Source organism: Paenalcaligenes niemegkensis, from assembly GCF_022230885.1.
In the GTDB taxonomy this organism is placed as follows: domain Bacteria; phylum Pseudomonadota; class Gammaproteobacteria; order Burkholderiales; family Burkholderiaceae_B; genus Paenalcaligenes; species Paenalcaligenes niemegkensis.
In genome coordinates, this window is the sequence record NZ_JAKGCT010000004.1 from 1340756 (window position 1) to 1353484 (window position 12729).

Consider the following 12729-nt stretch of genomic DNA (forward strand, 5'->3'; position numbering starts at 1 on the left):
GATGACTATGAAACACCTTATGCGCTATGTGCGACAGCTTAACCAGCGACGCATGACAGCATTCCATTTGCTGCCCCAGAGCAATGACGAAAAACAAGCCGTCTTGCACGGACAGCTACGTCTGGAGAGTTTCGCTCCGATCGCAGACCGGCCGCGCTCACTGCGTGAAATGTTCGCCGATACCGAGTACGAGAACGAGAACGACGACGATCAGCCATAGGGGAAAAAAGCCCAACCGATGAAGGTTGGGCCTGGCACAGCTGCTGCGCTTCTTTCTGGCAAGATAAGCCGTTTAGACGTTGTGACCTAAATCGGCTGGCAGCTGACCATTATTTTCTGCAAGCTTTCGCATCACTTCCTTATGCAGCCAAATATTCATAGTGGCAGAATCTTCAGTGCTTCCGGCGTAACCGAGTTCGGCGGCAAGTTGCTTGCGTGCAGCAAGGCTGCTGTCCAGACCCAGCAATTTCAAAAGGTCGACAATTGACGTTTGCCAGTTCAGCTGCTCCGGGTGCTTGGACTGCATTTCGCTAAGCACCATCGTGACATCCACCCTTTGTGCCGCTGCTCGAGCTACCTCTTGCTGGGCCGATGGGTTTACGCTGCCTGTTGAAGGCGGAACATCAGAAGCTGCGGGATTAATAGAATCTGAGCTTGTGGCCGCAGAGGTGGAGGCAGGATTTTCCTCCGGTTTGTCTGAAGGAAAAATCTTGGCCAAAATATTCTTGAAAATCGACATCGGCTGACTCCTTGATGAGTGATCGAATGCGCATAGCGCTGCTTTATCATAGCAAGAACTGTGCCCGACAAAATTAACTTTCATTCACTCACATAACGGCAGACCCGTACACAAAGTGCAGAGCTGGCGTAAAATTTCTACACAACTCAGGCATGCCAGACTATCACCTAGCATGCATCCTTCATCGACTGAGCGATTTTCCGGGCACTCTCGGCGAGCAATTGTTTCTCGGACTCGGACAAATGCGGTGTCAACCTGCGCACAATACCCTGACGGCCAACGATACTGGGCACCGAAAGAGTGGTTCCGTACTCAGGAACGTGCGATCCCACCGGCAGCACCAATCGTTCATCGTAGAGTATTGCCCGGGTCAACCGTGCCGCCACCACACCGATGCCCAACTGACTCGCGCCAGTTCCTTCGATAATGGTGATGTTGGCATGACGTACTTCTTCCTCTATTTCCTTCTGGAATTTCTCACACTGCTCTTCGCCGTAGCCCAGCACATCCATTAGCGGAATTCCTGCTATTCGTACACTAGACCAGACAAAAACCTGAGAGGTGCCATGTTCGCCAAGCACGAGTCCCTCTACAGCGCTTGCATGTACGCCCAAATAGCGCGCCACATGAAACTTCAAACGCTGGGTATCCAGAAAAGTTCCGCTGCTGACGACTTTGTCGTGTCCGGCAAGATTCAAGGCCAGCTCGGCTAGCGGGTCGGGTGGGTCCGTTACCACCAGCAGCACGGCGTCAGGCGCAGCCGCAACAATCTGCGGGACGATGTCCCTATAGACTTTCGCATTTTCCTCAAGCAATCGCAGGCGGCCATCAGTGTCGTCACGATCGGTCGCGCCACCGTCTTTTTCATTGACACCTGCAGTAATCAGGACTACATCAGCGCCCTTAAGGTCGGCATAGTCGCCGGCAGTCAGGTCGACTGTTGTCCCCAGGGTTGCGCCGTACTGCAGATCCGCCACCATTCCTTCGGCTCGTGCACGCGTACGGTTCACAAGGACGATTTCCCGTGCTACCTGTCCTGTCACAAGCGATAGCAGGCATGCACTGCCTACTGCTCCGGCACCTATAATTCCAACTTTCATTATGCTGCCCCTTATCTTTAGTGTCCTGACCTTGACTCTGTAAGTTAATAGAATTCGGCCGAGAAGACAATGCACGCTCACTTTGATCGTTCAAGGGTAAATGTCTTGCAAAAAAACGTAACGTCTCTTTTATGCCGGCGAGCCCTTTTTCTGAACGCTAAAAAGTTATAATTTCAACGTTGGAAAAGCGTTAAGGCGAAAGCAGCACGTCATTGACCGGCTGCAGGCGCTCAGACAAGTTACGCTACCACTATCGAATCACGAGTAAAGGAGCATTCCATTGAACTCACCCCTTAAACCCAAGCTGGGCATTGGCCGAATCTGGCTCTATGTTTTAGCACTTGGTTTGCTTGCTGCCGGCCTGTTTCTGGTCATTGGCGGCGGTACACTCATATCGCGCGGAGGCAGCTGGTACTTCTTGATCGCTGGTGCTGTGATCAGTGCATCTGCCATAGAAATAGCGCGTGGCCGCTCTACCGGGGCGTGGCTGTTCCTGGCTGTTTTCGCAGGCACTGTGGTCTGGGCTCTGGCAGATGTTGGTCTGGACTACTGGGGCCTGATTTCACGCTTGCTCGCCATGACATTTCTGGCTGCCGTAGTCGCAATCACCCTGCCCTTGCTGCGCAAGGCCGAAGGCAGCAGCGCTTCAGGCAAGCCCGGTGTCCTTCTTGGTGTTGTACTGGGTATTCTGGGGCTAGTGGGCTTTGGCTCTATGTTCAGCAGTCACCCCGAAGTTATTGCCACAACCCCGGCCAGTCGCCAAATAGCTGTCGCACCAGAGCAGGAACAAAAGAACTGGGCTCACTACGGTAACGATGCTGGCACTGGCCGCTTTGCCGCACTGGACCAAATCAATGTCGGCAACGTCAATGAGCTTGAACAGGCGTGGGTGTTCCAAACGGGCGACATCCCCGAGTCAACGGGTTCCGGTGCTGAAGACCAGCTGACCCCCATGCAAATTGGTGACAAGCTATTTTTGTGCACACCTAAGAATAACGTTATTGCATTAGATGTTGACAGCGGCGAACAGCTTTGGAGACGCGACTTTAATGCTAACGTAGGCGGCGTTTGGGAGCGTTGTCGTGGATTGGCGTATTTTGATGCGGAAGCTCCTTTGGTTCAGCCGACGGTGCCCGGCTCTACCCCGGTCCCGCCCGTCACCCTGGCCGCCAACAGCAGTTGCCAGCGCCGCGTGCTGATGAACACCATTGATTCACGTCTGGTAGCCATTAATGCTGACAATGGCGAGATGTGCGACGACTTCGGCGACAACGGCATTGTCGACCTGAAGGCTAACATTGGCCCCATCGCCAACGAGGCCTTCTACACCATGACGGCCGCTCCGACCGTAGCGGGCACAACCGTGGTGGTCGGGGGACGCATTGCCGATAACGTGCAGGTAGACATGCCTGGTGGCGTTGTGCGGGGTTTTGATGTCATTACCGGCGAAATGCGCTGGCACTTTGACCCGGGCGCCGACGATCCCAATGCGTCTTTGGGCGACAACGACACCTACCAGCGCTCCACACCGAATGTATGGGCTGGAATCTCCTATAATGCAGACATGAACACCGTGTTCCTGCCGCTAGGGTCACCCTCGGTGGATCTGTACGGCGCGACTCGCACCGCTCTCGACAGGAAATATGGCGCCACTATACTGGCACTTGACGCTAGCACTGGCAAAGAAAAATGGCACTTCCAGACTGTGCACAACGATCTGTGGGATTTCGACGTACCCATGGCGCCAGCGCTCATCGACTTCCCTGAAGCAAATGGAAGCAAAGTGCCCGCGGTGGTGGTAGCTACCAAAGCTGGACAAATTTTCGTGCTTGACCGCCTGACAGGCCAACCGCTGACCGAAGTCGAAGAACGCGAGGTGCTGCCGGCCAGCATCCCCAACGAAGATTACGCCAAGACTCAGCCTGTTTCTGTAGGCATGCCGCAAATTGGTACGCAGACACTAACCGAATCTGATATGTGGGGCGCCACGCTGTTCGATCAGCTCCTTTGCCGCAATGACTTCAAGGCCATGCGCTACGAAGGCTTGTTCACGGCACCCGATACCGACGTTTCCCTCTCGTTTCCCGGTTCGCTGGGTGGCATGAACTGGGGTGGGATTTCGCATGACCCCAACAACGATCTCATCTTCCTGAACGACATGCGCCTGGGGCTGTGGATACGCATGGTCCCACAACAGGCTGGCGATCAGATGTCAGACGGCGGCGAAGCCCCCAACACTGGCATGGGACAAGTACCATTGGGCGGCACGCCTTACTCGGTCATCAAGGATCGATTCCTGTCGCCGCTGGGTATTCCGTGCCAAAAACCGCCCTTTGGCACCATGACAGCCGTGGACCTGAAGACTCAACAAGTCGCTTGGCAAGTTCCTGTTGGCACCGTGAAAGACACCGGCCCCATGGGCATCAAAATAGGCTTGCCCTTCGAAGTGGGCATGCCCACCCTGGGCGGCTCGCTGGCCACACAGGGTGGACTGCTGTTCTTTGCAGGTACCCAGGACTACTATCTGCGAGCTTTCGACACCGCAAATGGTAAAGAGGTGTGGAAAGAACGACTGCCTGTTGGAAGCCAAGGCAGCCCCATCACCTTCAAGTCGCCTAAAACCGGCAAACAATATGTGGTTATTTCAGCGGGCGGCGCACGACAATCGCCTGACCGTGGCGATTACGTGATCGCCTACAGCCTGCCCTAAAGCCGCTAATCGTACATCTGTAATTTGATATTCAGCCCCGGCGCTCAAACGTCGGGGCTTTTTTATAGTCGGCCCGTCGGGCTGCTGACTTAAAACTGATACGAAGCACTAAGCCCGGCTATCCAGTTCCGGCCCGGAGCTGGTTCGTAATAGCGGCGAAAGCCCGCATTGATGATAGCCGAGCCTGCGTAGTTACGATCAAAAACGTTATCTACCCGGGCAAAGGCATTTACTTTCCAGCTGTCCAGCTGCCACAAATAGCCCGCATGCACCGCCGCTGTAAAATAGCCCGGTGCCGCCTCATCGTTGGCATCGTTCACATGAAATTTACTTAATAAGCGACCTTCCACACCTGCACGCCAGCCCTGCGGAGGCGCCCAGTCAAGCGAAGCGAACAGGGCTTGCCTGGCAATGCCTGGGATTTGATTACCCGAAGGGATCAGGTTGGCAGCTTCTGTGGCACCGCTATAAAAATCATCTCGATATTTCGCATCCAGGAAGGTGTAGGCAAAGGCACCATGCCAGTGAGGCGCGACCTCTCCCATCCAGCTAAGCTCAAGACCATTGCGGCGGGTACGCCCGGCATTACGATAAGTAGTGCGGCCTCCATTGGCTTCCGCATTGATTATTTCATCGTCAGTGCGTGTCTGAAATACAGCGGCTGTAAAGAGGCCATCGCCAAGCTTGGCCTTTGCGCCGACTTCCACGCTGGTATTGACCGAGGGCTGCAGGTCAAAATTAAGTCCTGGCAACTGATCAGAGCGATACGAGATTTCGTTAAAGGTAGGCGTTTCGAAACCTCGTCCGGCCGTGGCGTACAGATTAAGACCCGGCGTAGCCTGATAGCGCAAAGCGGCCATAGGTAACGCTTTGCTGTAGCGAGCAGAGCCACTGTCGTCGCCATTGCCAGCGGTAATGTAACGATCATCCGATTTGAAACGCACAGTGCTGTACCGCAGGCCGGCATCCAGCGTCCACTGCTCTGCAAACTGCCAGGATGCCTGCAGATAGGGGTCTATGTTCCATAGTTCGTTGCTTTCCTTGCGCCGCAACTGACCTTTAACGCCCAGCTGTTCGGTGGCGCCACTGCCGGTGAAATTCTCATAGCCTCGCCGATCTTCCTTCAAGGCATCGTAGGCAACCCCGGCAATCACAGTCAGGGGCCGGTCGGCAAAGGACAAACGTGAGGTCCAGCGCGCATCGACTCCGCCATAATCACGGCCCAGATTAATGACTCCCCGGCGTGGCCTTCCGGAGCCTGGGTTGACACCGGAATCGCCTGAAACTGCTCGGTCTTGCGCTGACCGTAATAGCCCATCACGCGCAAGTCATTATCGGCATTGATGCGCTGCTCGTATACAAGCCCACCCTGAGTCTGCTTGACAGTTTTACGGGTATTGAATGTCAGGGCGTTCGGCGCTGCGTTGCGCGGGCTATTCCTGAACTCATCGTACGTTAAGCCCTGGGGATCATCCGCACTGATATCTACGCTATTGAGAACCACCGTTAGCCTGCTGTCGTTATCAAGCTCCAGGCCCAGTTTGGCATTCGCCAGGTTCTTTCTAGCCGAACTGTGATCGCGATAACCTTCTGTGGTGTAGCGGCTGGTGCTCAGAACATAATCCATATCACCAGCCTGGGTGCCCGTTGCACCGCTGGCCTTCACGCCATAGCGATACTGGCTATCGCTGCCCATGGTAAAGCTCGGGGTAATCGTCAGCGGTCCGCTGCCATCCTCAGTAAATGCCTGAATCACTCCCCCGGACGAATTACCGTATAAAGCTGAGAACGGCCCGCGCAATACTTCCACCCTGTCTAAGGAGGCGATATCAATATTGGATGTCTGTCCTTGCCCATCAGGCATCGTGGCCGGAATGCCATCCACATACAAGCGAATTCCGCGCACACCGAAGGTAGAGCGCGAGCCAAAACCTCGCACGGAAATCTGTAGATCCTGAGCAAAATTCTGCCGGTTCTGAATGAGCATGCCCGGTACACCGCCCAGGCCTTCGGACAGATTGACCTGCATCTGGCCTTCGCGCATCATTGCGCCGTCGATCAGATTAACTGAGGCCGGTACTTCGAAAATTGGACGTTCGATTTGGGTACTGGTTACGACCACGGGTTTAAGCGTACTGATAACGGGCTCAGCCGTTATAGATGCAGCATCGGGAGCCCCTGAAGGAGCCGACGTCTGGGCAGCGACAGGGGTAGAAGCAACCAGGGAAGCCGCCGCCATGAGAAAACTATATTTCCGGCTCAGGCGAGCTTTGAGCATGCAAGTAGACATGGGGAAACGTCCAAATTGAAGAATAACAGGAGACGCCGTACTGGCAGGCGTAAGCAGAACAGGGACCTACACCCCGTTGCGAAAGAATATCATGTATGCCGTGACAGACGGCGCTAAGCCCCATGCTAAATAGGGCTGCGCCTCGTTTCAGAGCCCGCTATCTCTTCGCCACTCACCCGGAAGCAGCCCATCCAGCGACCACGGCCCGATACTGACACGTACCAAACGCAAGGTTGGTAGGCCCACCGCAGCGGTCATGCGACGCACCTGCCTGTTTCTTCCTTCAGTAATAACGAGCTCCAGCCACGAGGTGGGTATCTGCGCCCGAAATCGTACAGGAGGATTCCGCGGCCAAAGCTTAGGCTCATCAAGTAGCCTGACTTTTGAGGCTAAGGTCAATCCATCGCTAAGCCTCACCCCGCTTTCCAGCAAATGAAGATGCTCAGGAAGCACCGTCCCTTCAACCTGTACCCAGTATGTTTTAGGCATTTTGTACCTAGGCTCAGCAATTCGGGCTTGCAGCCGGCCATCGTTAGTCAGCAAAAGCAGGCCTTCGCTGTTGCGGTCCAGCCGTCCGGCGGGATAGACGCCCGGCACATCAACATAATCTTTTAAGGTGCTACGCCCCGCCTCGTCGGTGAACTGGGTCAACACATCATAGGGCTTATTGAGCACAATAAGCATTGAGGTGCCCACCGTATCGGGCTTTGCCTGCATGGCCTTATGCCTTGCATTCGATGAGGGTGCAGTTCTTTGTGTACGAGCATGGGGCGAGGCGCTGCGCCGGGGAGCTGAAGACATGGGATCAAGAGCAATCAAAAAGAAAGAGTAACGGCATACTGAGAGTGTACTTGCTTGGAGACTGACTGTTTATACCCATCCCCTCTATTCTCCGATGAAGCCAAAATCACGCAAGGCATCGCTAAGCCAAGACCAAAAACGTCCGTTAGACGGACGAACAAAAGACTGCATTCTCACTGTACGTTCTATTTTATTGACAATAAAAAAGCTCATACCTACTATATTTTCATCATCGTAAGTAAAGAATCTACCTAAGGCGTCCGCAGCACTACTGCCTTTATCATTAATCCGGCGGCTATCGTAGATATAGCCTCTATGTGCGAGAAACGAAAATGATTAACAAAATTTGCCAGACAGCGGCAGAGGCCGTTGCTCCGGTTCACGACGGCGCCACCGTTATGATTGGTGGCTTTGGTCTGGCCGGTATGCCTGCTCAATTGATTGACGCTCTTATCGATAATGGGGCCGGCAACCTAACCATTATCAACAACAACGCCGGCAACGGTGATACAGGGCTGGCTGCGCTATTAAAAGCAAAGCGTGTACGTAAAATAATTTGCTCTTTTCCGAGGCAAAGCGACTCGTATGTTTTTGATGAACTCTACCATGCCCGGGAAATCGAGCTTGAACTGGTACCTCAAGGCACTCTGGCTGAGCGCATACGTGCTGCAGGGGCAGGCATAGGCGGCTTCTTTACTCCAACAGCCTATGGTACCTTGCTGGCCGAAGGTAAAGAAACACGTGAAATTGACGGTAAGCACTATGTTCTGGAAGCCCCTTTACATGCCGACTTTGCACTGATCAAAGCGCATCGTGCCGACCGCTGGGGCAATCTGGTGTATAGAAAAACCGCACGCAATTTCGGTCCTATCATGGCTACTGCCGCCAAGACCACCATTGTACAAGTCACTGATATTGTCGAGCTGGGTGAACTTGACCCGGAAAGCATCGTGACGCCCAGCTTATTTGTAAATCGGGTTGTAGCACTTGCTTCCGCAGGAGATTCCAATGAAAAAGCTTAGTCGAAATGAAATGGCCGCTCTTGTAGCAGCTGATATCCCGGAAGGTGCTATTGTGAACCTGGGCATCGGGATGCCAACCATGGTGATTAATCACCTTGAGGCCGATCGGGAAGTCCTGTTGCACAGCGAGAACGGTGTTCTGGGCATGGGTCCCGAGCCGGCCAAGGGTGAAGAAGACGAAGACCTCATCAACGCCGGAAAGCAATATGTGACACTCTTGGATGGTGGCGCTTATTTTCATCATGCTGACTCCTTCGCCATGATGCGGGGGGCCACATAGACATCTGTGTGCTCGGCGCATTTCAAATCTCTGTCACTGGCGATCTAGCCAACTGGAGTACAGGTGCACCTGACGCTATTCCCGCCGTCGGTGGGGCAATGGATCTGGCTATCGGCGCCAGGAAAGTCTATGTGATGACCGAGCATTTAACCAAGAAAGGCGAAAGCAAACTGGTCAATAGCTGCTCTTACCCCGTCACAGGGGTAGGCTGCGTAGATCGCATTTATACAGACCTTGCTATCATTGATGTAACTGATACTGGCTTGGCCGTCAGACAGATTTTCGCCGATCTGAGCTTTGACGAGCTACAAAAGCTCAGTGGTGTGCACATGCGCTATGAGCCTCTAACACAAACCGGAGCCGTTTAATGTCTGATGCTTATATTTGTGATGCTATCCGTACCCCTTTTGGTAAATATGGTGGCGCACTTTCGCAGGTACGTACTGATGACCTAGGTGCTGTGCCTATTAAAGCGCTGATTGAGCGTAACCCTGATGTAGACTGGAACGCCGTTGACGATGTGCTGTACGGCTGTGCAAACCAGGCCGGCGAAGACAATCGAAATGTAGCCAGAATGTCATCGTTACTAGCCGGATTGCCCACCAGCGTGGCCGGTTCCACCCTTAACCGCTTATGTGGTTCCGGCCTGGACGCCATCGGCAGCGCAGCGCGTGCCATCCGCACCGGAGAAGCCAGCCTGATTATTGCCGGAGGCGTAGAGAGCATGAGCCGTGCTCCCTTCGTTGTAGGCAAAGCCACCAGCGCCTTTGCGCGGACTCAGACCATGGAGGACACAACCATGGGCTGGCGCTTTGTCAACAAGGCTCTAAAGGCCGCTTATGGCGTCGACAGCATGCCGGAAACCGCCGAGACTGTGGCTACTGAATATAAAATCAGCCGCGCCGATCAAGACGCCTTCGCCTTACGCAGTCAGGAAAAAGCCGCCCTTGCACAACAGGAAGGCATTTTCGCCAAGGAAATCACTTCCGTCTGGGTTCCCCAGCGACGCGCCGATCCTATCGAAGTTCGCAATGACGAGCACCTGCGCAGCACGAGCTTGGAAGCGCTCGCGAAACTACGCGGCGTTGTCTCCCCAGAAGGAAGCGTGACAGCCGGCAATGCATCCGGCATTAATGACGGTGCGGTTGCGCTACTGCTGGCTGACTCGAAATCTGCCGAGAAATATGGTCTGCGCAAGCGGGCACGCGTATTAGGAATGGCGACTATTGGCGTCGAACCGCGTATCATGGGTATAGGTCCGGCTCCGGCCACCCAAAAACTGCTGGCCCAGCTAAACATGAGCCTCGATCAGTTTGACGTGATTGAACTGAATGAAGCATTTGCCAGCCAGGGCCTGGCCGTCTTGCGCATGTTGGGTATCGCCGATGACGATCCTCGCGTGAACCCAAATGGCGGTGCCATTGCCCTGGGTCATCCCCTGGGAGCCAGCGGAGCCCGACTGGTCACCACCGCTTTATACCAGCTTGAACGAACACAGGGCCGCTATGCATTGTGTACCATGTGTATTGGAGTAGGCCAAGGAATTGCCCTGGCCATCGAACGGCTGTAGACCCAAAGCCCTTCGTAGTCCTCTAAAGCGTTAAGGTAGTACGCCACCACTATATGGCGATTCATCAGGCTCAGACCCTAAGCTGCTCCTGATGAATCGTCTTTATAGCGGTGGTTTTTTATTTCTTGGGTAAATAGCGAAGCGCATCTACCGGTTTGCCGTTATATCGCAACTCGAAATAAAGCTGCACGGCATTGGTGTCGGTATTTCCCATCTCGGCGATAGATTGCCCCTGCTTCACGCTTTGCCCCTCTGAGACAAGCAGCTTTTGGTTATGGGCATAGACACTTAAAAAATTAGCGTCGTGATTTAAAATCAGCATATTGCCATAACCTCGCAAGCTATTGCCGGAGTAAATGACCTTACCTGCCGCGGCGGCTTTAACGGGAGCACCGGCTGAACCTGCAATATAAACACCCTGAGAATGCGAGGCCGACACCCCGCGCCTGGATGTTCCCGCAGCAGGCCACACCAGGTTGATACTACGTGGCGCGGCCACCGAAGCTGACGAAGCCTGTGGCGCAGGCAAAGCTGCGGTACTGCCTGCCCCCCGCCGGAGCCGCTGTCGATGAAGCTCCGCCTTTCACTTTCAGTACTTGCCCCGCCTTAATTTGATTTGGATTGCGTATGCTGTTCATGCTCATTAGCGCTGATACGCTTTGACCGTGCTGACGGGCTATTTTTGTTAAGGTGTCACCTTTCTGAACACGGTACTGGCCCTCGGGCACCGACTTCGTGGTGCCACACGCTGCCAATATGACGATCAGGGACATCACTGAAATACGACGTAGGAAAGAAACAGTAGTGGATAGCGTTAGCATGAAGGCAGTAATTTAAGCGGCATCCGACGATGAGCGCGGGTTGTATCACAAAAAGATAATGATAATTGAACACATCCAGCTTAGCTTGCCAAGTGCAAGTCCCGCTTATAAAAAAGCAATCCCGCAAAAAACGGTATAAGGCCCTGATTTCCGGCAACAATATAAAAGACCGGGCAATGCAACAGATTGTAGGCTTTGTTCAAAAACACGGCACTACGGTCGCATCGCCCCAAAAGCTTCTTATCGCTGCCTAGGTGCGCTGGGCAAGGAGTCCGTTAAAAAAGCTGACCGCATTTTCGGCAAGAGTCTCCACATGATAGCCGCCTTCCTGTACCACCACGGTGGGCAGGTTTAAAGCCCGAATCGATGATCCCAGACGCTCAAAGCCTTCAGTAGAAACCGCCACCAAAGACTGTGGGTCGTGCTCATAAATATCGAAACCTAGCGACAGCACCAGGGCGTCAGCACCAAAAGACTCAATAGCATGCATAGCTGTCTCGAGTTTTTCAAAAAACACCCGTTCGCTGGAATGATGAGGAATACATAAATTCAGGTTATAGCCCTCTCCTTTGCCTGCACCTCGCTCATCTTCGAAACCCGCCACTACGGGATAAAAATTCTCCGGATCACCGTGGATCGATATGTAATAAACGTCATCCCGGTCATAGAATATTTCTTGAATTCCCTGTCCATGGTGCATATCTGTGTCGAGCACCACCACGCGCTGGTATCGCTGACGTAATTCCTGGGCCACAATCGCTGCGTTATTCAAATAACAAAAACCACCCGCCGCATCCTTACGCGCATGATGCCCGGGAGGCCTGCATCCCGCATAAGCAAATCGCTCGCCTGCGAGCACTTCACGACTTGCCGCAATTGCGCATTGCGCTGACCAATAAGCAGCCTCCCATGTGTGCGCTCCCACCGGACAGCTGCCATCAGCCAGGTAATACGCCGCCCTGGCTAATACACCTCGTAACGCATGCGGTGTGCGAACAAATATATTCGACACTACCTCTTCACCCCAGTCATCGGGCAATGCTTTCCAATCTGTATGTGCTTCCTGGAGAAAACGCAAATAATCTGAAGTGTGCACAGCCAATAAGGGCTCACTCCCTGCATCTGCGGGTTCACTTACGATCAGGCCAGAAAGCGCGGAGGCGCTACGCAACTCAAGCACCCGCTCAGGCACTTCCTGCGGTATACGCATTTTGCCCCGAGAAAAATAAGTCAATGGTCGATGCCTCAACTGCTCATCGTGAAAAAAAGCCTTCATTCTTGTCTCCCTTGTATCCTTTGCTGAATAATGGTTTTTTCTGGAATGCTGTGTCGCTAACGACAGAAAACGCTGTGCCTCCCCTTGCCAAAATACTCTAATACAGCTATAGTCATCCTC

The 12729-nt window shown here is 53.7% G+C and carries 10 protein-coding genes and 2 pseudogenes; 5 read left to right on the forward strand and 7 right to left on the reverse strand.

Translation table 11 applies throughout. The features are described 5' to 3' along the window. Positions 1-7 precede the first annotated feature (7 nt). Complete coding sequence (locus L1889_RS10465; protein ID WP_238665080.1) at positions 8-220, forward strand: hypothetical protein; 213 nt, start codon at positions 8-10, stop codon at positions 218-220. Positions 221-292: 72 nt separating this feature from the next. Here the strand turns inward: L1889_RS10465 and L1889_RS10470 are convergent, their stop codons facing one another. Next, positions 293-739: a DUF3597 domain-containing protein gene (locus L1889_RS10470; protein WP_238665081.1), complete on the reverse strand. Its 447-nt coding sequence runs from the start codon at positions 737-739 to the stop codon at positions 293-295. Positions 740-906: 167 nt separating this feature from the next. After that, a complete protein-coding gene (locus tag L1889_RS10475) occupies positions 907-1839 on the reverse strand; it encodes a malate dehydrogenase (protein WP_238665082.1) in 933 nt (310 codons plus the stop codon). A gap of 280 nt (positions 1840-2119) precedes the next feature. Here L1889_RS10475 and L1889_RS10480 point away from each other — a divergent pair, with 280 nt between their 5' ends. Beyond that, complete coding sequence (locus L1889_RS10480; RefSeq protein WP_238665083.1) at positions 2120-4549, forward strand: membrane-bound PQQ-dependent dehydrogenase, glucose/quinate/shikimate family; 2430 nt, start codon at positions 2120-2122, stop codon at positions 4547-4549. Between the two features lie 89 nt (positions 4550-4638). On the opposite strand, the pseudogene L1889_RS10485 reads toward L1889_RS10480, so the two are convergent. Both L1889_RS10485 and L1889_RS10490 read right to left on the reverse strand, forming a co-directional pair. Next, positions 4639-6788, reverse strand: a pseudogene (locus tag L1889_RS10485) (TonB-dependent receptor family protein). 198 nt (positions 6789-6986) lie between these two features. After that, on the reverse strand, positions 6987-7640 hold the full coding sequence (locus L1889_RS10490) for a pseudouridine synthase (RefSeq protein WP_444329661.1): 654 nt from the start codon (positions 7638-7640) through the stop codon (positions 6987-6989). Positions 7641-7972: 332 nt separating this feature from the next. On the opposite strand from L1889_RS10490, the gene L1889_RS10495 reads away from it, so the two are divergent. From L1889_RS10495 to pcaF, 3 genes and pseudogenes are all read left to right on the forward strand, one after another. Further along, on the forward strand, positions 7973-8662 hold the full coding sequence (locus tag L1889_RS10495; RefSeq protein ID WP_238665085.1) for a 3-oxoacid CoA-transferase subunit A: 690 nt from the start codon (positions 7973-7975) through the stop codon (positions 8660-8662). After that, positions 8649-9310: pseudogene (locus L1889_RS10500) on the forward strand (3-oxoacid CoA-transferase subunit B). Before L1889_RS10495 ends, L1889_RS10500 begins: the two are co-directional and overlap by 14 nt. After that, positions 9310-10512 carry a 3-oxoadipyl-CoA thiolase gene (gene pcaF / locus L1889_RS10505; protein ID WP_238665086.1) on the forward strand — a complete coding sequence of 401 codons (1203 nt, stop codon included), beginning with the start codon at positions 9310-9312 and terminating at the stop codon, positions 10510-10512. The pseudogene L1889_RS10500 and the gene pcaF overlap by 1 nt, the downstream one beginning before the upstream one ends. Positions 10513-10630: 118 nt before the next feature. On the opposite strand, the gene L1889_RS18805 is transcribed toward pcaF, so the two are convergent. From L1889_RS18805 to L1889_RS10515, 3 genes are all read right to left on the reverse strand, one after another. Beyond that, positions 10631-11041, reverse strand: a complete 411-nt coding sequence (locus tag L1889_RS18805; protein ID WP_308217622.1) for a peptidoglycan DD-metalloendopeptidase family protein — start codon at positions 11039-11041, stop codon at positions 10631-10633. Further along, complete coding sequence (locus tag L1889_RS18810) at positions 10995-11333, reverse strand: LysM peptidoglycan-binding domain-containing protein (protein WP_308217623.1); 339 nt, start codon at positions 11331-11333, stop codon at positions 10995-10997. The genes L1889_RS18805 and L1889_RS18810 overlap by 47 nt, the downstream gene beginning before the upstream one ends. 250 nt (positions 11334-11583) lie before the next feature. Further along, positions 11584-12609 carry a histone deacetylase family protein gene (locus L1889_RS10515; protein ID WP_238665087.1) on the reverse strand — a complete coding sequence of 342 codons (1026 nt, stop codon included), beginning with the start codon at positions 12607-12609 and terminating at the stop codon, positions 11584-11586. Between the last annotated feature and the right edge of the window lie 120 nt (positions 12610-12729).

What these genes read in the sequence shown, in the direction of transcription:
- L1889_RS10465 (WP_238665080.1), top strand. Translation starts at nt 8, where the DNA reads ATGAAACACCTTATGCGCTATGTGCGACAGCTTAACCAGCGACGCATG.
- L1889_RS10470 (WP_238665081.1), bottom strand. Translation starts at nt 739, where the DNA reads ATGTCGATTTTCAAGAATATTTTGGCCAAGATTTTTCCTTCAGACAAA.
- L1889_RS10475 (WP_238665082.1), bottom strand. Translation starts at nt 1,839, where the DNA reads ATGAAAGTTGGAATTATAGGTGCCGGAGCAGTAGGCAGTGCATGCCTG.
- L1889_RS10490 (WP_444329661.1), bottom strand. Translation starts at nt 7,640, where the DNA reads ATGTCTTCAGCTCCCCGGCGCAGCGCCTCGCCCCATGCTCGTACACAA.
- L1889_RS10495 (WP_238665085.1), top strand. Translation starts at nt 7,973, where the DNA reads ATGATTAACAAAATTTGCCAGACAGCGGCAGAGGCCGTTGCTCCGGTT.
- pcaF (WP_238665086.1), top strand. Translation starts at nt 9,310, where the DNA reads ATGTCTGATGCTTATATTTGTGATGCTATCCGTACCCCTTTTGGTAAA.
- L1889_RS18810 (WP_308217623.1), bottom strand. Translation starts at nt 11,333, where the DNA reads ATGCTAACGCTATCCACTACTGTTTCTTTCCTACGTCGTATTTCAGTG.
- L1889_RS10515 (WP_238665087.1), bottom strand. Translation starts at nt 12,609, where the DNA reads ATGAAGGCTTTTTTTCACGATGAGCAGTTGAGGCATCGACCATTGACT.